Here is a 21,394-nt window from a genome sequence, read left to right on the forward strand (position 1 = left end):
GCTCAGGCGTCCTGCAACGAGGCCAGCAGGAACAGGCGGGCCTTCTGCCAGTCGCGGCGGATGCTGCGCTCGGAGCGCTTGAGCAGCGCGGCGATCTCCAGCTCCGACAGTCCTGCGAAGTAACGCAACTCCACGACCTGCGCCAGCCGGGTATCGACCGCCGCCAGCCGCGTCAGCGCCGTGTCCAGGCCCAGCGTCTCCTCGTCCAGGCGCAGCCCGCCCTCAAGTTCTTCCGGCAATTCGGTCACCCGGTGCAGGTCGCCTCCACGCTTCTGCGCCAGCCGCTGGCGGGCGTAGTCGACGACGACGCTGCGCATGGCCGATGCGGCATAGGCGAAGAAATGGGCGCGATCCTCGAACCGGGCCGTCTGCCGCCCGATCAGCTTCAGGTAGGCCTCGTGGACCAGCGCGGTCGCATCCAGGGTGTGCGCCTGCTGGCCGGCGAGTTGCCGGCGCGCCATCGCGTGCAGCTCGTGGTACAGCGTGGCCAGGACGCGATCGAGCGCGCTTCGGTCACCTTCCCGGGCGGCCTCCAGCCATTGCGTGATCTCGGCAATCTCGGATGTCATGGCTTCCTGCGACTCCCCCCGGAGGCGGCGCCAATATAGCCCCACGGATTGACCGAAGTGTGACCCAGTTGGCGTTTAGCGCTGGCAATGGCCGCACCAGACGCTGGCGCGCTGGCCGATCACCGCCTGCCTGAGCAAGCGCCCGCAGGTCCGGCAGGCCTGTCCACCGCGTCCGTAGACGGACAATTCCTGCTCGAAATAGCCCGGTGCGCCATCCGGACTGATGTAGTCGCGCAAGGTCGTGCCTCCACGCACGATGGCCTGGGCCAGGATGCGGCGCACCGCCTCGGCGAGGCGGACATAGCGGGCCCGCGACACCTTCCCGGCCTCGCGCAGCGGTGACACGCCGGCGGCGAACAAGGCCTCGGCGGCGTAGATGTTGCCGACCCCGACCACGATGCGCTGGTCCATGAGCAGGTTCTTCACCGGCGTGGTGCGGCCGCGGCTGCGCGCGAACAGGTAATCGCCGTCGAATCCATCGGACAGGGGTTCCGGTCCGAGGTCGCGCAGCAGGGCGTGCGTCTGGCCGCTGGGCTGCCACAGCAGGCAACCGAAGCGCCGCGGGTCGTTGAAGCGCAGGACCTGCGCAGGTCGGTCGGCCGTGGCTTGCAGCATCACGTCGACATGGTCGTGCGGCCGTGCCGGTGTGCGCGCGGGAAGCACGCGCAGGCTGCCCGACATGCCCAGGTGCCACAGCGCGCTGCCGGCATCGGTATCCAGCAGCAGGTACTTGGCGCGACGGCGGACGGCGACGATGCGCTGGCCGGGCAATCGCCGCGGGACGTCATCGGGGATCGGCCAGCGCAGGTCCGGCCGCCGCAGCAGGACGCCCTCGACGATGCGGCCGGTCAGGTGCGGCGCGAGGCCGGCGCGGGTGGTTTCGACTTCAGGCAGTTCAGGCATGGTCGTGCAGGCGCGGATTCATGGCTGCATCTTCCCTCGCCGATGGCGGCAACGCGGCAGCTGGCGTTGCGCCGGGCGTGAATGCGACGGTGTCGCTGCCGCGCGTGGGCGCATCGTCACGATGTCCCAAAGGGGCTGAACGGAACCGGCCTTCCAGGCGCGAAAGCGGCATGAAGCTGGCATGATGACTCCTGGAGCGGACCCTCGTTTTCGCGTCGGCGGCAGTCGCCCCGCGCGTCCCTTCCCGTCCGACCGTTCCCACCGGAGTCCGCAATGCCCGCTTCCTTCCTCGGCTTCCTCGCGCACGGCCTGTTGCAGACCGGCTGGGTGGGGCTCGCCGTGTACCTGCTGGTCGCCACCCAGCTCACCATCTTCTCGGTGACCCTCTACCTGCACCGCAGCATGGCGCACCGCGGCGTCGACTTCCATCCGCTCGTCGCCCACTTCTTCCGCTTCTGGACCTGGCTGACGACGTCGATGGTGACGCGCGAATGGGTCGCGATCCATCGCAAGCACCACGCCAAGTGCGAGACCGCGGAAGATCCGCACAGCCCGATGCAGAAAGGCATCAAGACCGTGTTCTGGCGCGGCGTCGAGTTGTATCGCGAAGCGCGCACGCAGCGCGACGACATGGAGAAGTACGGCAAGGGCTGCCCGACGGACTGGATCGAGCGCCACCTGTACACGCCACACGCGACCATGGGGCCGACGCTGCTGCTGTTCATCAGCTTCGCGCTGTTCGGGTTCGCCGGCGTCGCGGTGTGGGCCATCCAGATGCTCTGGATCCCGTTCTGGGCGGCGGGCGTGGTCAATGGCCTGGGCCATTGGTGGGGCTACCGCAACTTCGTCACCGACGACACCGCGACCAACCTCACCCCGTGGGGCGTGTGGATCGGTGGCGAGGAACTGCACAACAACCACCACGCGTTCCCCAGCTCGGCGAAGTTCGCCCTGCGCAAGTGGGAATTCGACATCGGCTGGGCCGCCATCCGCCTGTTCGAGTCGGTGGGCCTGGCCAAGGTGTTGCGGGTCGCGCCGTCGCTCGACGTACGGCCGAACATCTCGGTGCCCGACGCCGACACGTTGAAGGCCTTGCTCGCGATCCGCTTCCAGGCGATGACCGATTACCAGCGCGACGTGCTCAAGCCGGCGCTGCGCGAGGAAGCCAGTGCCGCCGGCGCGAAGCTGCGCGCGCTGCTACCGCGCAAGCTGCGCAAGGGATTGGCCGACGACGGCCGCTGGCTGAAACCCGAAGCGCAGCAGCAGCTGCAGTCGTGGGTCGCGCAGCGTCCGCGGATCCGCACGCTGGTCGAGCATCGCGCCCGCCTCGCCGCCGTGCTCGAAGCCCGCAGCAACAGCGCCTCCGAGACGCTGCATCACCTGCAGGCCTGGTGCCATGACGCCGAGGCCAGCGGTAATCGCGCCCTGCAGGAGTTCTCGGCCCGGCTGAAGGGTTACTCGCTGCGATCGATGCCTGCCTGAGGCACGGCCCGATCGCCACCACGCGACCTCGCGACACCCGAAAGCCCGGCCGTCACTGGCCGGGCTTTTTTGTGGTGCTCGCGTCGCTGTCCTGCGCTGTCGCGAGCGCCGTCGATCCGGCACCCGCGGACTACCTGATGCGCATGGATGGCAATCACGATGGCCGCGTGTCGCTGGCCGAGTACCAGGACTGGTTGTGCTACGGCTTCGATGCGATGGACCGCAACCACGACGGCGTGCTGTCGCGCGACGAGTTGCCGGGCGGCCGTGGACAGGTAATCTCGCGCGATGCGCACCGCGCCCGCCTCGCCCTGGCATTCGGTCGCCAGGATCGCGACGGCAATGGCTTCCTCGACGCGCGCGAACTCGCCTCGCCGCCACGCTGAAGCGCCTGCGCGTCCGCTGGGACGGCGCGATTGATGTTGACGCGGGGACAACGGCCAAGGACGATTGACGCCAGTCCGCGCCACGTCGTCGGCCGTTCGTCATCGAACCGCCGCGCGCCCGCCGGACCACCATTCCGCCGACAGGATGTCGGCCACACGGACGCAGGGACGAGCGCGCATGCGCCAGCTGAAATTCGGTTTTGCCACGGCCATCGTGCTGCTGGCCCTGGCCTGCGGCCTGTACCTGTCGGGCGAACTGGCACTGCGCCTGCTCGGACTACCAACCACCATCGTCGACTGGCATCTGTATCCGGACTACGTGCGCGCGCTCGGCCTGCCGCAGCTGCGGCCCTACGTCGGCCGCATCGAGCTGGCGGGCGCCATCGGCTTCGGCGTGCCGATCGCGTTTGCGGGAATGCTGCTGGCGGCGGCATTCCGGCCCAGGCGCACGTCGATCCATGGCGATGCGCGCTTCGCCAATGCCCGCGACCTGCACCGCCATGGCCTGTTCCGGCGATCCGACGACGGCATCGTGCTGGGTCGGCATGGCGGCAGGCTGTTGCGGCTCGGCGGCCAGCAATCGGTGATCCTCGCCGCGCCGACGCGATCGGGCAAGGGTGTCGGCGTGGTCGTGCCGAACCTGCTGGAGTATCGCGAGTCGGTCGTGGTGCTGGACATCAAGCAGGAGAACTTCGAACTCACCAGTGGCTGGCGACAGAGCCAGGGCCACGCTGTCTTCCTGTTCAATCCCTTCGCCGAGGACGGGCGCACGCATCGCTGGAATCCGCTGACCTACGTGTCGGTCGATCCCGCGTTCCGGATCTCGGACCTGATGGGAATCGCCGCGCTGCTGTATCCGGACGGCCGCGCGGAACAGGCCTTCTGGACCAGCCAGTCGCGCAATGCGTTCATGGCCTTCGCGCTGTACCTGTTCGAGAACCGCGACGACGCCGCACGGATGGGTTTCCCGGGCGTGCCGCCGGCGCCGTCGCTCGGCGCGCTCTACCGGCTGTCCACCGGCGATGGCAGCCCGCTGCGCGACTGCATCGAGGCGCTGTCGGCGCAGGCCTTCCTCGGACCGCACGCCCGCTCCGCCTTCGCGAACCTGCTGTCGCTGGCCGAGGTGACGTTCGCATCGGTGCTGGGAAGCTTCAAGGAGCCGCTCAATCCCTGGCTCAATCCGGTGCTCGACGCCGCCACCAGTGGCGACGACTTCCTGCTGACCGACCTGCGCAAGCGGCGCATGAGCATCTATGTCGGCATCCAGCCGAACAAGCTGGCCGAAGGCCGCCTGATCCTCAACCTGTTCTTCGCGCAGCTGATCAATGCCAACACCCGCGAGCTGCCGCGCAACAACCCGCAGCTGCGGCACCAGTGCCTGCTGCTGATGGACGAATTCACCGCCATCGGCAAGCTCGACATCCTCGCGTCCGCCAGCGCCTACATGGCCGGCTACAACCTGCGCCTGCTGCCGGTCGTCCAGAGCCTGGCGCAGCTCGATGCGACGTACGGCAAGGACGTCGCGCGCACGCTCGTCACCAACCATGCCGCGCAGATCGTCTTCGCGCCGCGCGAGCAGCAGGACGCCAACGATTATTCGGAGATGCTCGGTTTCACCACCGTGCGTACCCGGCACGTCACCCGCGGCCGCGATACCTCGCACAGCGACACCATGGAGCGGCGCGCATTGCTGCTGCCACAGGAACTCAAGGCGCTCGGTGGCGAGCGGCAGGTGCTGCTGTACGAGGGAATGGCGCATCCGGTGCTGTGCGACAAGATCCGCTACCACCGCGAAGCGCATTTCACCCGGCGCCTGCTGCCTGCCGTGCGGGTGCCCGCCGTGCCCGCATGAGCCGGCGGTCGGGGCCTTGCACGGCTGCGCCGCGGCGTCCACGGATGGTTCATGCGCGGCTTCGTATGCTCGATTCCCAGCCGAGGAGATGCCGATGAACCTGCGTCCGCAAGCCGTCGCACTGCTCGCGCTCGCCCTGGCGGGCTGCGCAACCACGTCGCGGGTCATGCTCGGCCCGACCTACCCACCCATCGCCCCCGAACAGGTGCACATCTACTACCAGCCGCCCGCGCGCTATCGCGAAGTGGCCCTGCTGGAGGCCCAGAGCGGTCCGTTCACCTACGGCGAACAGAACAAGACCAATTCCGTGCTCATGAAGCTGCGGGCAGAGGCGGCCAAACTCGGCGCCAATGGCGTGCTCTTCCAGGGAGCCGAGAGCGGCTATGGCGGCAGCGCGGTCGGCGTGGGCGTCGGCGGTGGACACTTTGGCGGCCACAGCAGCTTCGGCGGCGGCGTCGGGGTGAACATCAGCCCGACCCAGAAGTACGCACACGGCATGGCCATCTACGTCACCGACGCATCGCCAGCGGTTTCCCCGCCGCGCTAGTCGCGGTCCGGTGGGATTCCGGCCGGTGGCGTTGCGGCCGGCTCAGGCCGCGTCGGCGTACCACGCTGCATCCAGCGAGCGATGGGCATCGTCGCCCGCCAGCATCGCGTCCAGTCCACGATCGTCGATATCGGCGTGCGCCCGGCGTGCGCGCGCCAGCACCTCTGCGGCGAGCCAGCGCATGCGCGCGATGTTGTCCTGCATGCGTGCGAAAAATGCCGCATCGTCCAGGTCATCGGACAGGGCGCGGTTCATCTCGTGGAACCAGCCGATCCGGTACTGGTCGAGCATGCGCTCGTCGGGAACCAGCGGCCCGGTATTGCGCTTTCCCCAGTCGCGCAGCAGGGCCTGCAGCGCGATGTTGAGGTCCGCCGCCTGCGAGAACTCGGCACGCAGCCGCCCCAGCATGCCCAGGTCGGTCAGGCGCCCGGCGAAATACAGCGGCGCCAGCAGCGCCCAGTAGAAGGTGTAGTCCCAGATGATCTTGACCGGCATGACCTGCGCATCGCCGAACAGCGGGTACTGGTCCTGGTACAGCGTGAGCGTGTTGGCGTAGAACGACTGGTACAGCTGCTGGTAGACGGCCGCATACGGCGCGATCCGCTGGCCGGCGCGGTCCTTCTCGACCAGGTCGCAGATGTATTCGTTGCTGATGGCGATGAAATCGCTGCCCGGCGAGTAGAAGGGGTCCAGGAACAGTCCGGCGTCGCCGGTCAGCGCCCAGCGATCGGCCGAAAACACCTGCTTGCAGCCGTGGGAGAAGTGCCGCAGGAACTGGAAATCCTGCAGTGCATGCCCGGGCGCGTCGAGCGAGCGAGCGACCTGCGGCTGGTGCTCGCGCAGCCAGGCCATCGCCTTGTCGTGGGTGTTCATCGTCTCCAGCGGATGCAGCGTCGCGTCGCAGACGATGCCCAGCGAATGCGCGCCTGACGCCAGCGGGATCAGCCAGAACCAGTAACCCGGACCGCACATGTGGTTGGTCGAGCGCCAGCGATCGGGTGGATCGCAGCGCTGCAGCCACGGCAGGTCGTCGGACCAGGCGTTGGGATCGATGAAGCCGTCGACGCGCCACCAGACCGCATTGACGTCGTGGTCGTTGGGCTCGGCCAGGTCGAGCTTGCGCTTGAGCAGTGCCGCGCGCCCGGAGGCATCGACGACCCAGCGCGCCGCGAGCGTTCCGGCCACGCCGGCCTGTTCGAAGCCGACCGCGTGCCCGGATGCGGCGTCAAGCTCGATCGAACGCACCACCGCGCCGTCGCGGAATGCGACGCCGAGCGCGCGCGCCTGCCCGCCGAGGAAATTCTCGAAGCGGCCGCGGTCGAGCTGCCACGATGGCGTCGGCAGCAACTGGCTCACGCCGAGCTCGGTGCAGCGATCGACATCGTCGCGACCGTCGGAGAAGAAGAAGCGAAAGCCGAACTTGCGGATCTGCTCCGCGTCCAGGTGCTCGCGCAAACCGAGCACGTGCGAAAAATAATGCGCGCCGATCTCCACCGTCGACTCGCCGACCTTGAATGCCGCTTCGCGGACCGGATGCGCGCGACGTTCGATGACGGTCACCGCGAGATCGGGTGTGCGCTGCTTGAGCTGGATCGCCAGCGTCAAACCCGCCAGGCCGCCGCCGAGGATCGCAACGTCGGTGCGGTCGCTGCCGGCCGGCGCAACCAGAGCCGTCATCCGGCGCGCTGCATGCGGGCCGCCAGCGACGGTGCGAACTCGCCGCTGGGATCGTGGATCAACGGCGGGTTGGCGCGGATGCTGCGCCAGGTTTCGAAGATGCTGTCGCCGCGCAGCGCCTGGGTGACGATATGGCCGGTGATCCGGCTGAAGTCGCGGACCGGCTTGAAGTGGCTGGCGCGGAACTCCTCGCTGGAGTGCACGCTCTTGTAGCGCGATTCGATCGGTACCGAGACGCAGCGCGAGCCGAGCATGCGCGCGGCCGAGATCAGGATCTGGGCCTCGAAGACGAAGTCCTCTCCGGGCACGTCCTCCAGCGCGGCGACGGCGGCCGGATACAGGCGCTGTCCGCTCTGGCAATCGGCGATCTGGTAACCGGTCGCCCAGGCGATGCCCCAGTCGCCGAACTCGTTGGCCAGCCGGCGGTACGTCGGCTGCTGCGAGCGTTTGCGCAGGCGCGCGCCAATCACGATGTGGCCCGGATACACGTTGCCGGCTTCGATCAGGCGGGGCATGTCGTCGGGTGCATGCTGGCCATCGCCATCCATGGTCAGCACCGCGCTGCTGCCACCCTGCAGGGCCACACGGAAACCATCGCGCAGCGAGGCGCCCTTGCCCTTGCGCTGCTCGTGCCGCAGCACGGTCACCGGCAGGTCGGCGATCCGCGCGAGTGTGTCGTCCTCCGAACCGTCATCGATCACGATGACGCGTTCGCAATGGGCCAGCGCACCCTCCACGACCCCGCGGATGCGCAGGGCTTCATTGAGCGCGGGAATCACCGCCGTGACGTTGCCGCGATCCAGGGATGTCATCGAATGCCCTCACCAGCCATGTGCTATCTCCACCCGCAATTGACGCCCGGGTCCGGCGTGCAGTGCCAACAGGTCCTGGCCGCCGGCCAGGGCCTGGAACAGGGGCAGCATGGGCGCCATCGCGTTACGACCGAGCAAATCCGCCAGCGCTCCCTGCGGCGTCCTGGCTTGGCCGTCGACCAGCGTCAGCCGCAGTTGCGGCGCATCGTCCCGCGGCTGGCGCGACAGCACCATCGCGCCGCCGAGCAGGCCGACGCTGCTGGACACCGCCGCCAGCGGCCCGGTGGACGCCGCGTCGAACGCGACCAGCAACACTGCCGGGGCACCAGCCTGCAGTTGCACCATCGCCTCGAGCAGGCCCTGGGCGAAACTGGCGTCATGACTGCTGAGCGCGGTCGCCGGCTCCACGCAGCCGGTACCGATGGTCCAGTAGCCGGCAGCCGCGTTGTGCACCGAGTTGTGGAAGCGCGTGGGCGAGATCGAGGCCGCGTCGGTCGACAGGGTCGTGCACATGTAGTCGGTGATCGCCAGATCACCGTGGGTGGAGGCGAACACCGACGGCAGCGTTTTCGGATCGCGGCCCGCCGCGGCGCAGGCGGCCATCGCCACTTCCAGCGCGACGGCGACGGACTCGGGCGCGCGGCGGCGTTCGTTGGGCGCCAGCAGTTGCGGCGCCGGGCGCAGCGGCGGGTCCTCCGGCTGCGTGCCATCGGCGACCAACGCGCGCGCGGCCTCCCAGGACGGCAGCCCGGTGGCCCAGAAACCGACGCCCTCCAGTGTTGCGACGAGACTGCTCATGCGACCGCCCATGCGGCGTGGATGCGGCTCATGCCGCCCTGCCGAACACGAGCGAGGCGTTGTTGCCGCCGAAGCCGAATGAATTGTTCATCGCATAGCGCAGTTCGCGGCGTGCGTTGTCGAAGCGGACCTGCGGGCCACAGGCGGCATCGGCCTGCTCGCTGTTGAGCGTGCCCGGCAGTTGTCCATCCTCGAGCGCGATCAGGGCGAAGACCGATTCGACGATGCCCGCCGCGCCCAGCGTGTGCCCGGTCCAGCCCTTGGTCGAACCGGCATGCAGCGTGTCGGGAAACAACGCGGCCACGGCGCGGGCTTCCACCGCATCGTTGGCGGGCGTCGCGGTGCCGTGCAGGTTGAGGTAACCGACCGCGTCGGCGCCGATGCCGGCGCGCGCCAGCGCATCGCGCATGGCCAGGCGCGCGCCCAGGCCCTCCGGATGCGGGGTGGACATGTGGTGCGCATCGCTGGATTCGCCGTAACCGCGCAATTGCAGCCCATGCCCGTCGCTGGACCGCTCCAGCACCGCGAAACCCCCGGCCTCGCCGAGCGACAGGCCGTCGCGCGCGGCATCGAACGGACGACAGGCGCGCGTGGACACCAGGCCAAGCGCGTTGAAGCCATACAGGACGCTGCCGCACAGGGTGTCCACGCCGCCGACGAGGGCGGCGTCCACCACGCCCGCATTGATCAGCCGCGCTGCCTGCGCGAAGACCTTGGCGCTGGACGAGCAGGCGGTCGCCACGGTGACGCAGGGGCCGCGCAACCCGGTTGCCTCGCGTACGAAATCACCCAGCGAATGCGGCGTATGCACGATGGACCGTTGCATCGCCGGCGGAAATTGCGGACGGCCGTCGGCGTCGCCGCGCAGGTCGGCGTAGGCCGCCTCGGTCTCCCCGATGCTGGCGGTGGAGGTGCCCAGCACCAGTGCCACGCGATCGGCGCCATGGCGCCCGCGCATCGCGGCCACCACATCGAGCATGCCGTCCTGTTGCAGCGCCAGCCACGCGAGACGGTTGTTGCGACACTCCCATTGCGCGAGTGCCGCCGGCAGCGGCGCCTCCTCCAGCCCGTCGACGCGACCGATCCAGGTATCCAGCGCAGCGTCGCCGAAATCATTGCGGCGCAGGCCACCACGACGCGCGCGCAAGGCATCGGCCTGCGCCGCGCGGCCGCGACCCAGCGCGGTGGTGGCGGTGTAGGCGCGAATGGACAGCGCTGGCATCGGGGACAACATTGGCGGCACGCACGACTCCGGTAAACTTTCGGTCGCCCGACGCATCGACAACCGCGCCAGGCCAAGGCAAGAAGTATAGCCAGCGTCCCGGAACGGGCGCCGTACAGGGGCTACAGTCCGCGCATGTCCAGCCGCCACGACCATCGCCTCGCCCTGCTCGGGGACGGCGACGTGCTGCATTCGGGTTTCGTCGCCGCGGCGGCCTGCGTGCTCAGCGCGGGCCTGGTGTACGTGGCGTACCTGGTGCACGTCATCCGCGTCGCGCGTCGGGCACCGTGCAGACCTGAACAAGGCGACTGCGTGCTGCTGTTCGGCAAGCATGCCCCGCGCGGACGCATCGATCGCGATTTCCAGGCCCGGCTCGATCGGGCGGTCTCGCTGTGGAACGAACGTCGGCCGTCCCGCGTGGTCCTGCTGGGCGGCGGCGCCGACGGCGAGGCCACCGAAGCCGAGGTCGCGCGTACCGCGCTGCTCGCCGGCGGCCTGGACACGCAGGTCCCGCTGCAGCTGGAAGGCCAATCGCGCGACACCCTGCAGAACCTGCGCAATGCGCGCGAACTGCTGCGCGATGGCGCCATCCGGCTGATCGGGACGCTGCCACTGTCCACGACGGGCGTCGGCGCGCTGCCGCGGGTGACGCTGCTCAGCAACCGCTACCACCTCGCCCGTTGCGCGCTGTTCGCCCGCCAGCTGGGCTTCGACTGCGAGCTGTGCGCGGCCGAAACACGCTTGCCGTGGAGTCCGCGCACGCTGTTGCGGCTGGCCGGCGAGGCCGCCTACGTGTGCTGGTCGGATGTCGGCACCCGCTGGGCACGCCTGATCGGCCACCGCCGGATGCTGGCGCGCGTCACCTGATTCGAGGTCCGGCGCCCAGCGCGCACCGATCGACCCGCCGCCTCAGCGATTCGATTTGGCACCGGCAATGCCGGCGACCTGCTTCTTCAACTCGACCAAAGCCGCCGCGATCGGCGCGTCGCCGTCCAGGACGTCGCCGGCGTTGCTGCCGGCCTGGCCCTCGCCGTCCCCGCGCAGGTGGCCGGGCAGCAGGGCCTCGGTGTAGTCGGCGTGGCCGCCGTTGATCGCATCCTTGGCCGGATGCAGCACCACGTCGGGCTCGATGCCGCGCGCCTGGATGGAGGCGCCGCTGGGCGTGTAGTAACGGGCGGTGGTGAGCTTGATCGAGTCGCCGTTGTCCAGCGGCAGCAGCGTCTGCACCGAGCCCTTGCCGAAGGTGCGGCTGCCGATGGTGCGTGCACGGTGGTTGTCGGCCAGCGCGCCGGCGAGGACTTCCGCGGCACTGGCTGATCCGGCATCGACCAGCGCCACCAGCGGCGCGCCGCGCAGGCGATCGCCGGGGGTCGCGCGGAACACGCTGTCACTCATGGGAATGCGTCCGCGCGTGCTGACGATCCTGCCCTTGTCCAGCAGGTCGTCGGCGATCTGCACCGCCGACGTCAGCAGGCCACCCGGGTTGCTGCGCAGGTCCAGCACCAGGCCACGCAGGCCCTTGCCCGACTGCGCCTGCAACAGCGCCAGCTGGTGTTCGAAATCAGTGGCGGTGTCGGCCTGGAAGGCGGCGATCCGCAGGTAGCCCAGTCCCGGCTCCAGCATGCGGCCGCGCACGCTCGCGACGCGGATGGTCTCGCGCACGAGGGTGACGTCGAAGGGCTTGTCGAGACCCTTGCGCACCAGGGTCAGGGTCACCTTGCTGCCAGCCACGCCGCGCAACGGTCCCTGGCTGTCGTCGTCGGCGGCGGAGACGGGCTTGCCGTCGACCCCGGTGATGATGTCGCCGGAGCGGATGCCGGCGCGCGCGGCCGGGGTGTCGTCGATGGGCGCGATGACCTTGATCGTGCCGTCCGGCTGCGGCTGCACTTCGACGCCGATGCCGGCATAGGCCCCGCTGGTCTCCTCGTCGAAGGCCTGCGCGTCGCTTTTCTCCAGGTAGGCGCTGTGCGGATCCAGGTCGGTCAACAGTCCCTTGATCGCCGACTGCATCAGTTTTTTGTCGTCCACCGGATCGACATAGGCCTCGCGCACGGTGTTGTAGACGCCGACATAGCGCCGGATTTCGTCCAGCGGCACCTTGCTGGCAGCCGTCTGCGCGGCGTCGGGATCGTCGCTGGGCGCGACCGCGGCCTGCGCCGGCACGTCCTGGGCGCGGGCGGGCAGCAGCGGCAAGCTGAGGAACAGCGCGATCCACAGGCGGAAACGCATGGCAGGCACTCCGGGAGCGAGGGTGGTTGGACTGGCCATCGGCCGGCGGGTTCAATCCGAGCATGCTGGCATGCCCGCATCGCGTTCGTGATCACCCAGCTCAGTTTTTCTGCAGCCAGCCCATGGGGTTCACTGGCTGGCCGTTGCGGCGCAACTCGAAATACAGGCCCGGCCGGCTGCCGCCGCCGGAGTTGCCGACGCTGGCGACCGCGTCGCCGCGCTTGATCGTGGCCCCGACATCGCGCAGCAGCGCCTCGTTGTGCGCATACAGGCTCATGTTGCCGTTGCCGTGGTCGACGATGACGATCAGGCCGTAGCCATTCATCCAGTCGGCGAAGACGACGCGACCGTCGGCGACGGCCTTGACCGGCGTGCCGGCGGGCGCGGCGATCAACACGCCGTGGCTGGTGCCGCCATCGGGCAGTGTCGCGCCGAAGCCGGCGAGCAGCGTGCCGGACACCGGCCAGCCCAATCCGCCCACCCGCAACGGAGCGGCATTCGCGATCACCGGCGGTGGCGGCCGCCGGGTCGTGCGCATCCCGGGCACGGTTGCCGCCGCACGCGCGGCGCGGGCCGCGGCGGCCTTGCGTTCCGCCTCGCGCGCGGCGGCGGCGCGCAACTGCGCGAGCAGCTGCTGCAGGTTGCGGGCGTCCTGGGTCAACGCCTGTTCGCGTTCCGCGCGGTCGCGGTACCGCTGGTCCAGTTGCGCAACGGCCCTGGCCTGCGCCACCCGATCGCGCTGCAACTGGACCAGCTGCGCGTGTTGTGCCGCCTTGGTCGCCGCCAGCTGGGAGCGTGTCTGCACGATCTGCGCTTCGACCGTGTCGAGCTCGCGTAGCTGCGTGGTCAGCAGGCCGATGCGCCGTGCGCGATCGCGCTGCAGGTAGCCATGCAGGGTCAGCACGCGACTGGCATCGGCGACGCGATCCTGCGCCAGCATCAACTGCAATGGCGTGCCGGGGCGCACCGTGTAGGCGTCGCGCAGCAGGCCCGCGAGCTCCTGGCGTTGTGCGCCCAGGGTCGCCTGCAGGTCCTGGCGACGCTGCTGCAGGGATGCCAGCGATGACTGCTCGCGGGCGAGGCGGGTTTCGGTGTCGCTCAGCGCACGCCCGGAATGGCCGAGCTGCTCATCGGCCGTGCGCAGCTGCCGCGATGCATCGGTGCGCTGGCCGGCGATCTCGCGTCGCTGCGTCGCGACCGCCTTGAGCTCGTGCTGGATGCGCTCGAGCTTGCGTTGCGCCTCGCGGCTGCTTTGCGCGTTGCCCATGCCAGGGCAGCAGGCCAGCAGGACGAGGACGACGCAGGCCAGGGGATATCGAGGCTGCATCAATCCCCGTCGAACAGGCTGCGGCCGGTCATTTCAACCGGCCTGGGCAGTCCCAGCAGGTCCAGGATCGTCGGCGCGACGTCGCGCAGCGAGCCGCCATCGCGCAACCGCGCGTCGCGCCGGCCGACGTAGACCAGCGGCACCGGTCCCACCGTGTGCGCGGTATGCGGCTGTCCGGTGACCGGGTCGCGCATCATTTCGACATTGCCGTGGTCGGCGGTGACCAGCATCGCGCCGCCGGCCGCCTGCACGGCATCGGTCACCTGTCCGATCGCGGCGTCGACCGCCTCGGTCGCCTGGATGGCGGCGGCCATGTCGCCGGTGTGGCCCACCATGTCGGGATTGGCGATGTTGCAGATGATCACGTCGAAACGTCCGCCTGCGATCGCATCCACCAGCCGCGCCGACAATTCCGGAAGGCTCATCTGCGGCTGCAGGTCATAGGTCGCGACCTTCGGGCTGGGCACCAGGATGCGCTCCTCGCCCGGATACGGATCCTCGCGGCCGCCACTGAAGAAGAAAGTGACGTGCGCGTATTTCTCGGTCTCGGCGATGCGCAGCTGGCGCATGCCCTGCGCGGCGAGCACCTCGCCCAGCGTGTGCGTCAGGTCGTCCGGTGCGAACGCCACCTGCACGGGAAGCGTCGCGTCGTATTCGGTCAGGGTCACGCAGGACGACAAGCGCGGGCGCCGCGCCTGGAACCCGTCGAAGCCGGGATCCACGAATGCCGCCGTCAACTCGCGGGCGCGATCGGCGCGGAAATTCATGAACACCAGCGCATCGCCGTCGTTCACCGGCATGCCGGAACCGGCGCCGTCGTCGATCACGGTCGGCGCGACGAACTCGTCGTTTTCCCCGCGCGCATAGGCCGCCGCAAGCGCGGCCTGCGCGTCGCTGGCGCGATGATCCGCGCGGGCATCGACGATGGCATCCCACGCGCGCCGGACGCGATCCCAGCGCTGGTCGCGATCCATGGCGTAGTAACGGCCGCAGACGGTGGCGATGGTGGCATTGCCGACCGCCTCGCACTGGCGCTGCAGCGCGGCCAGGCTGGGCGTGGCCGACCGCGGTGGGGTGTCGCGACCGTCCAGGAATGCGTGCACGGCAACCCGCGGCACGCCCGCGCGCCTCGCCAGTTCCAGCATCGCGAAGACCTGCCGCTCATGGCTGTGCACGCCGCCGGGCGACAGCAGGCCCATGACATGCAACGTGCCGCCGCCGTCGATCGCGGCGCGGCAGGCCGCGAGCAGTTCGGGGTTGGTGAAAAAACTTCCATCCTCGATCGCTGCATCGATGCGGGTCAGGTCCTGGTGGACGATGCGGCCCGCGCCGAGGTTCATGTGCCCGACTTCGGAATTGCCCATCTGCCCGTCGGGCAGGCCGACATGACGGCCCTCGGTATGGATCAGCGTGTGCGGCCGGCTGGCCCACAGCGCGCGCCAATGCGGCAGGTTCGCCTGTGCCAGCGCGTTGTCCCGCGGATCGTCCCGATGGCCCCAGCCATCCAGGATGAGCAGGACCACGGGTTTTGGGCGCTGGCTTGCGGCTTGCACGACGAATGGCCTCGTGACTTCGGACAGGTGCGCAGTGTAGCGAAGCGCTGCACGATGCCCCCGTGGCCGCTGCGGCTTAAACGCCGCCTGCCGTCGCCGCATCGATATCGTGGATCCCTTCGTCCGAGGCACTGCCCCATGTCCAGCACCCGCATCGCAATCCTGACCTGCTCCATCGCATTGGCCATCGCCGCCCCGCTGACCAGCGCGCATGCCGGCGACAACGACGTCGACAAGGTCAACGGCAGCATCGACGCCGAGGCCGGACACGCCTGGGGCAGCCTGGAGACCGTCAACGGCAGCATCCGCATCGCCAGCGGCGCGATCACCGGCAGCGCTGAAACGGTCAACGGCAGCATCAAGGCCGGCGACAACGCGCATAGCGGCGGCCTGACCACGGTCAACGGCAGCATCCACCTGGGCAGCCGCGTGCAGGTCGACGGCGGCATCGAAACCGTCAACGGCGGTGTCTTCGTCGATCGCGGCGGCCAGGTCGCCAAGGGCGTCACCACCGTCAATGGCGCGATCGGCCTGGTCGACGCCGACCTGGGTGGCGGCATCGACACGGTCAACGGCGACATCACCGTCGGCGTCGGCTCCCACGTCAAGGGCGGCATCAAGGTGGAGAAGCCGAGCGCCAGCTGGCTGCCGATCACCTTCGGCAAGCGCCAGCCGCCGCGCATCATCATCGGCCCGGACGCGGTGGTCGACGGTCCGCTGGTATTCGAGCGCGAAGTGAAGTTGTACGTGCACAGCAGCGCCCGCATCGGCGGCGTGACCGGCGCGACCGCCGTGCCCTACAGCGGCGATCGCCCACCGCAGGACTAAACCGCTGGCGCCGCCTGCGCGCAGCGGACGTGCGTCACGGTGCCGGGCACACAGGCAGGGGTAGACTCCGGGGTTCCGCTTTCCTCCGGATCGATCCCGCATGCAGCGACATCTCCTGCCAGGCCTCATCGCCGTCACCCTGCTGGCCGCCTGCCAGCGCCAGCCGCCGGCGCAGGCGCCCGCCGTGCCGGCCGCGCCGACACCGCCAGCCGCATCGGCGCATGACTTCGTCCCGGCCATCAATGCCGACGATTTCGTCCAGCACGTCAAGGTGCTGGCGTCCGACGACTTCGAAGGCCGCGGCCCGGGCACGCCAGGCGAGGAGAAGTCGGTCCAGTACATCAAGTCGCAGTTCGAGCGCATCGGCCTGAAGCCGGGCAACAACGGCGAGTGGTTCCAGACCGTGCCGATGGTCGAGACCACCGCCAACCCGGACACGACGCTCACGCTCACCGTCGACGGCAAGCCGCGCGAGCTGAAGATGGGCAGCGACATGGTGATCGGAACCACCAACGGCCAGCCCGAGGTCAAGATCGACGACAGCCAGCTGGTGTTCGTCGGCTACGGCGTCAATGCACCCGAGCAGCACTGGAACGATTACGCAGGCCTGGACGTCAAGGGCAAGACCGTGGTGATGCTGGTCAACGATCCCGGCTTCCACGCCAACGATCCGAAGCTGTTCGAAGGCAAGCGGATGACCTACTACGGTCGCTGGACCTACAAGTACGAGGAAGCCGCCCGCCAGGGCGCGGCCGCCGCACTGATCATCCACGACACGCCTGGCGCCTCCTATGGCTGGGACGTGGTGAAGAACTCCTGGTCCGGCGCCCAGTACGCGTTGCCGGCCAGCACCGATCCCGCACCACGCCTGCCGGCCCAGGGCTGGATCACCGGAGAGCAGGCGCAATCGCTGTTCGCCGACAGCGGACTGGACCTGGACAAGCTGCGCGCCGCCGCCAACAAGCCGGGTTTCAAGCCCGTGCCGATCAAGGCCACGCTGTCACTGGACCTCAAGAACACCATCGTCCAGAAGCAGTCGCGCAATGTCATCGGCCGCCTGGACGGCAGCACGCATCCGGATGAAGCCATGGTCTACATGGCGCACTGGGACCACCTGGGCAAGCATCCGGGCGAGACCGGCGACAACATCTACAACGGCGCCGTCGACAACGCCACGGGCGTGGCCGGCATCCTGGAGATCGCCGAGGCGTTCAAGCACCAGCAACCGCCGCCGCAGCGCTCGGTGCTGTTCATCGCGGTCACCCTGGAGGAATCCGGACTGCTGGGCTCGCAGTACTACGTCGCCCATCCGGTGGTCCCGCTGGACAAGACCGTTGGCGTGATCAACCTCGATGCGCTCGGGGTCAATGGCAAGACGCACGACCTTACCGTCGTCGGCATGGGCAGCTCGCAACTGGAAGACGTGCTGAAGGACGTCACCAGCAAGCAGGGCCTGGCGCTGCACGCCGAGTCGCATCCGGAAGCCGGCAGCTACTTCCGCTCCGATCACTTCAACTTCGCCAAGGCCGGCGTGCCGGCGATGGACGTGGGCAGTGGCGATGACCTCGTCGAGGGCGGCACCGCTGCAGGCGATGCGGCCGGCAAGGACTACAACGAGCACCGCTACCACAAGCCGGGCGACCAGTACGACGCGGCCACGTGGAAGGTGGATGGCGTGGTCGACCTGCTCAACGACGTCTATGGCGTCGGCCAGCAACTGACGAGCGACGGCAAGTGGCCGGAGTGGTATCCGGGCAATCCGTTCAAGGCCGCGCGCGACATGATGATGAGCCCCAGGATCGCCCCGGCGAAGCCGGCGACCGCGACCCCGTAATCGGCAATCCCCCGCACTGAAAGACGGCGCCCTCGCGGCGCCGTTTTTTTTGCTTTGCCGACAGCCGCCCCGCCGTGCAAAGCTGGCGCGACTTCGGGGAGACGCGCATGACAACAGCCTACTGGTGCATTCTCGTGGCGGCACTGCTGCCGTATGTGTGGGTCGGCATCGCCAAGGGCTCCGGCCCGCGTTACGACAATCGCGATCCGCGCGCCTGGCTGGCCAGGCAGGACAACCCGCGCGCGGCGCGCGCCAATGCCGCGCAGCTCAACGCCTTCGAGGCGTTCGCGGCCTTCGCTGCCGCGGTGCTGATGGCGCAGGCGGCGGGCGTGGATCCGGCGCGCATCTCGATGCTGGCGCTGGTGTTCGTCGGGCTGCGCATCCTGCACGGGGTGTTCTACATCGCCGGGATCGCGGCATTGCGCAGCCTGGTGTGGGCCGGCGCGATCGCCTGCGTGATTGCGCTGATGGTGCAGGCGGCGCAGAAGATCGCCTGACGTAGGGCGGGTCTCGACCCGCCATTGCCGAGGGTCGGCGGGTCGAGACCCGCCCTACGCCAATACGAGGCGCACGCGGGCGAAGTTGCGCTTGCCGATCGCCAGCACGCCGGTGAAGCCGGGCGCGAACACGCGTTGCGCATCCTCGATGACTTCGCCGTCGATGCGCACCGAGCGTTCCTTGAGCTTGCGGTTGGCTTCGGAGTTGCTGGACGACAGGCCCGCTGCCGTCAGCAGCGCCGCGATGCGCAGGCCGTCGGCGGGAACCACGACATCCGTCAACGGCAACGACGCGGTATCGCCTTCGCCACGCACGGCGGCATTCCAGCCCGCGATCGCGGTGTCGGCCGCGGACGCCCCGTGGAAACGCGCGACCAGTTCGCGCGCCAGGCGCAGCTTGACGTCGCGCGGATTGAGGATGCCGGCGTCGACATCGGCGCGCAGCTGCCTGGCCTCGTCGATGCCGATGTCGAAGCTCAGCAACTCGATCCAGCGCCACAGCAGGTCGTCGCCGATCTTCAGCGCCTTGGTCACCATGTCGATCGGCGGTTCGTCGATGCCGATGGTGTTGCCCAGCGACTTGGACATCTTCTGCACGCCGTCCAGGCCTTCGAGCAGCGGCATCGTCAGCACGATCTGCGGCGGCTGCCCGAAATGCTCCTGCAGCCCGCGTCCCATCAGCAGGTTGAAGGTCTGGTCGGTGCCACCGAGCTCGACATCGGCCTCCAGCGCCACCGAGTCGTAGCCCTGCACCAGTGGATAGAGGAATTCGTGCAGCGCGATCGGCTGCTGCGCGGCGTAGCGCTTGGCGAAATCGTCGCGCTCGAGCATGCGCGCCACCGTGTGCTGGCCGGCGAGGCGGACCATGTCGGCCGCCGTCATCGCATCGAACCATTCCGAGTTGAAGCGCACCTCGGTGCGGTCGCGGTCGAGCACCTTGAACACCTGCTCGGCATAGGTCGCGGCATTGGCCACGATCTCGTCGCGCGTCAGCGGCTTGCGCGTGACGTTCTTGCCGGTCGGGTCGCCGATCATCCCGGTGAAGTCGCCGATCAGGAAGATCACCCGGTGCCCGAGGTCCTGGAACTGGCGCATCTTGTTGAGCAGCACCGTGTGGCCCAGGTGCAGGTCGGGCGCGGTGGGATCGAACCCGGCCTTGACCCGCAGCGGACGGCCGCTCGCCAGCCGCGCCGCCAGCTCGTCGCGCTTGAAGATATCCACCGCCCCACGGGCGATCAGTTCGAGCTGGTCTGGGGCAGGCAAGGGCATCTCTCTTAGGCCGTCGCGCAACGGGCGTGACGCTGGTCGTGAAACATGCGTTAACCGCAAGTTAAATGGGGGCCGGAAAAAACTTCAATGCGTTCAAGGGTTTGACGCACTCTTTTCGCGCGTCTATGGTAGCCCCTTGACGTATCCATCACGCCGGCAAGGGGCACCACCGATGAGCGAATCCGGAGCTTTCCGCACCGAAAGCAGCAGCGGCCGGCGTGCCCGCCTGGAAACCCTACGCGAAGCGGCGTTGCACCGGAAGGTGCTGGCGACACGCCTGCCCGCCGCCTTCAATGGCCGCTGGACCCGCCGCCAGTGGGCGCATGCCAGCCTGTTCGCGACGATGGGCGCGCTGGTTGCCGCGATCGTTCCCGGATTGTCTCCCGACACGCACGCGCCCTCGCTGATGCCACGCACGACACTGGCCCTGGCATTGCCGGCGCTGCCGCTGGCACGACTGCGTGGCCAGGCCGGCGACAGCTGGCAGCTCGTGACCGTGCAGTCGGGGCAGACGCTGTCGTCGCTGTTCGACCAGCTGGGCATCCCGGCCGCCACGCTGCATCGCCTGCTGGCGCAGCCCGGCGCGAAGGCATCGCTCGCGCACCTCAAGCCGGGCAGCGTGCTCGGCTTCGACCTGCCGGTCGACGGCAGCCTGCGCACGCTGCGCTTTGATCGCGACCCGACCCACCGCGTGGAGTTGTCGCTGCTCGGCGACGACGTCCACGAGCAGGTCATCGAGCGTCCGACCGAAGTCCGCACCGTGGTGCTCAGCGGCGAGGTCGGACCGTCGCTGTACCGCTCGGCGCGCAAGCTCGGGCTGACGCCCAGCAACATCGCCACGCTGACCGACGATATCTTCAAGTACGACATCGACTTCAACGACGACGTCGGCGCCAACGACCGCTTCAGCGTCGTCGTCGACCAGATGTGGCGCGATGGCGAATTGGTCGGCACCGGCCCCGTGCAGGCGGCGACCTTCACCGTCGGCGGCAAGCTCCATTCCGGCTTCCGCTTCGAGCGCAACGGCAAGGCCGAATATTTCACTGGCGACGGGCGCCCGCTCAAGCGCAGCTTCATCCGCATGCCGATCCCGTATGCGCGCCTGACATCCACCTTCGGCAACCGCTTCCACCCGATCCTGGGCCGCATGCGCATGCATGAAGGCGTCGACTTCGCCGCCTCCAGCGGCACGCCGATCCAGGCCGCAGGCGATGCGCGCGTGCAGTTCGTCGGATGGAAGGGCGGCTACGGTCGCGTGGTGATCCTCGACCACGGCCACGGCTACACCACCCTGTACGGGCACATGTCCAATTTCGGCAAGGAACACGTCGGCCAGCGCGTCGCGCAGGGCGCCGTGATCGGCTACGTCGGCATGTCGGGCCTGGCGACCGGCCCGCACCTGCATTACGAATTCCGCGTCAATGGCGTGCACCGCAATCCGCTGTCGATCACCATGCCGCCGCCGGAACCGCTCGGTGGACCGGCGCTGGCGCAGTTCCGCGCGCAGACCGGCACCGCGCTGGCCAAGATCCGCAGCGTCGAGAACGTGATCTATGCCGACGCGGCGCCGATCCACTCCACCCGGCGCGGCAAGAAAGCCTGACGCATC

18 protein-coding genes and 1 pseudogene are annotated in these 21,394 nt (G+C 69.0%); 9 read left to right on the forward strand and 10 right to left on the reverse strand.

The genetic code is table 11. The features are described from left to right. Positions 1-2: 2 nt before the first annotated feature. Together GST15_RS08280 and mutM are read right to left on the reverse strand one after the other, a co-directional pair. A complete protein-coding gene (locus GST15_RS08280) occupies positions 3-569 on the reverse strand; it encodes an ECF-type sigma factor (RefSeq protein WP_159016777.1) in 567 nt (188 codons plus the stop codon). Between the two features lie 75 nt (positions 570-644). Next, complete coding sequence (gene mutM / locus GST15_RS08285) at positions 645-1,472, reverse strand: bifunctional DNA-formamidopyrimidine glycosylase/DNA-(apurinic or apyrimidinic site) lyase (protein ID WP_159016778.1); 828 nt, start codon at positions 1,470-1,472, stop codon at positions 645-647. A 273-nt stretch (positions 1,473-1,745) separates the two neighbouring features. Between mutM and GST15_RS08290 the strand changes: the two genes are divergently transcribed. From GST15_RS08290 to GST15_RS08305, 4 genes are all read left to right on the forward strand, one after another. Continuing rightward, the gene (locus GST15_RS08290; RefSeq protein WP_159016779.1) at positions 1,746-2,954 is read left to right on the forward strand and encodes a DesA family fatty acid desaturase; all 1,209 of its coding nucleotides are present in this window, start codon (positions 1,746-1,748) and stop codon (positions 2,952-2,954) included. 71 nt (positions 2,955-3,025) lie between these two features. Continuing rightward, positions 3,026-3,340 carry an EF-hand domain-containing protein gene (locus GST15_RS08295; RefSeq protein ID WP_325064768.1) on the forward strand — a complete coding sequence of 105 codons (315 nt, stop codon included), beginning with the start codon at positions 3,026-3,028 and terminating at the stop codon, positions 3,338-3,340. A 178-nt stretch (positions 3,341-3,518) separates the two neighbouring features. Further along, complete coding sequence (locus GST15_RS08300; protein WP_159016780.1) at positions 3,519-5,192, forward strand: type IV secretory system conjugative DNA transfer family protein; 1,674 nt, start codon at positions 3,519-3,521, stop codon at positions 5,190-5,192. Between the two features lie 94 nt (positions 5,193-5,286). Beyond that, a complete protein-coding gene (locus tag GST15_RS08305; protein WP_159016781.1) occupies positions 5,287-5,739 on the forward strand; it encodes a hypothetical protein in 453 nt (150 codons plus the stop codon). 42 nt (positions 5,740-5,781) lie between these two features. On the opposite strand, the gene GST15_RS08310 is transcribed toward GST15_RS08305, so the two are convergent. Genes GST15_RS08310 through GST15_RS08325 form a run of 4 tightly spaced genes read right to left on the reverse strand, consistent with a single transcriptional unit; the run spans position 5,782 to position 10,248 of the window. Then, entirely contained in the window at positions 5,782-7,416 is a 1,635-nt protein-coding gene (locus GST15_RS08310) for an NAD(P)/FAD-dependent oxidoreductase (RefSeq protein ID WP_159016782.1), read from the reverse strand. Then, complete coding sequence (locus GST15_RS08315) at positions 7,413-8,228, reverse strand: glycosyltransferase family 2 protein (protein WP_159016783.1); 816 nt, start codon at positions 8,226-8,228, stop codon at positions 7,413-7,415. Before GST15_RS08315 ends, GST15_RS08310 begins: the two co-directional genes overlap by 4 nt. A 9-nt stretch (positions 8,229-8,237) precedes the next feature. Beyond that, on the reverse strand, positions 8,238-9,026 hold the full coding sequence (locus GST15_RS08320; RefSeq protein WP_159016784.1) for a beta-ketoacyl synthase chain length factor: 789 nt from the start codon (positions 9,024-9,026) through the stop codon (positions 8,238-8,240). Positions 9,027-9,054: 28 nt separating this feature from the next. After that, a complete protein-coding gene (locus GST15_RS08325; RefSeq protein ID WP_159016785.1) occupies positions 9,055-10,248 on the reverse strand; it encodes a beta-ketoacyl-[acyl-carrier-protein] synthase family protein in 1,194 nt (397 codons plus the stop codon). 135 nt (positions 10,249-10,383) lie between these two features. On the opposite strand from GST15_RS08325, the gene GST15_RS08330 reads away from it, so the two are divergent. Further along, the gene (locus tag GST15_RS08330; protein WP_159016786.1) at positions 10,384-11,115 is read left to right on the forward strand and encodes a YdcF family protein; all 732 of its coding nucleotides are present in this window, start codon (positions 10,384-10,386) and stop codon (positions 11,113-11,115) included. Positions 11,116-11,196: 81 nt separating this feature from the next. On the opposite strand, the pseudogene GST15_RS08335 reads toward GST15_RS08330, so the two are convergent. The 3 genes and pseudogenes from GST15_RS08335 to gpmI all read right to left on the reverse strand — a co-directional run. Next, positions 11,197-12,477: pseudogene (locus GST15_RS08335) on the reverse strand (S41 family peptidase); the annotation flags it as partial. Between the two features lie 100 nt (positions 12,478-12,577). Continuing rightward, the gene (locus GST15_RS08340; protein ID WP_159016788.1) at positions 12,578-13,804 is read right to left on the reverse strand and encodes a murein hydrolase activator EnvC family protein; all 1,227 of its coding nucleotides are present in this window, start codon (positions 13,802-13,804) and stop codon (positions 12,578-12,580) included. Next, complete coding sequence (gpmI, locus tag GST15_RS08345; RefSeq protein ID WP_233263111.1) at positions 13,804-15,327, reverse strand: 2,3-bisphosphoglycerate-independent phosphoglycerate mutase; 1,524 nt, start codon at positions 15,325-15,327, stop codon at positions 13,804-13,806. Before gpmI ends, GST15_RS08340 begins: the two co-directional genes overlap by 1 nt. Positions 15,328-15,495: 168 nt before the next feature. Here gpmI and GST15_RS08350 point away from each other — a divergent pair, with 168 nt between their 5' ends. From GST15_RS08350 to GST15_RS08360, 3 genes are all read left to right on the forward strand, one after another. Next, complete coding sequence (locus tag GST15_RS08350) at positions 15,496-16,185, forward strand: DUF4097 family beta strand repeat-containing protein (protein WP_199268741.1); 690 nt, start codon at positions 15,496-15,498, stop codon at positions 16,183-16,185. 100 nt (positions 16,186-16,285) lie between these two features. Then, positions 16,286-18,019, forward strand: coding sequence for a M28 family metallopeptidase (locus GST15_RS08355; RefSeq protein WP_159016790.1), 1,734 nt, complete (start codon positions 16,286-16,288; stop codon positions 18,017-18,019). A gap of 107 nt (positions 18,020-18,126) precedes the next feature. Then, complete coding sequence (locus GST15_RS08360; RefSeq protein WP_159016791.1) at positions 18,127-18,516, forward strand: MAPEG family protein; 390 nt, start codon at positions 18,127-18,129, stop codon at positions 18,514-18,516. 54 nt (positions 18,517-18,570) lie between these two features. Here GST15_RS08360 and tyrS read toward each other — a convergent pair whose 3' ends face one another. Continuing rightward, on the reverse strand, positions 18,571-19,785 hold the full coding sequence (tyrS, locus tag GST15_RS08365) for a tyrosine--tRNA ligase (protein ID WP_159016792.1): 1,215 nt from the start codon (positions 19,783-19,785) through the stop codon (positions 18,571-18,573). Positions 19,786-19,957: 172 nt separating this feature from the next. On the opposite strand from tyrS, the gene GST15_RS08370 reads away from it, so the two are divergent. Further along, entirely contained in the window at positions 19,958-21,388 is a 1,431-nt protein-coding gene (locus GST15_RS08370; RefSeq protein ID WP_159016793.1) for a M23 family metallopeptidase, read from the forward strand. Positions 21,389-21,394: the final 6 nt, after the last annotated feature.

Origin of the sequence: Cognatiluteimonas profundi, from assembly GCF_009792795.1 — a bacterium.
GTDB classification, from domain to species: domain Bacteria; phylum Pseudomonadota; class Gammaproteobacteria; order Xanthomonadales; family Xanthomonadaceae; genus Cognatiluteimonas; species Cognatiluteimonas profundi.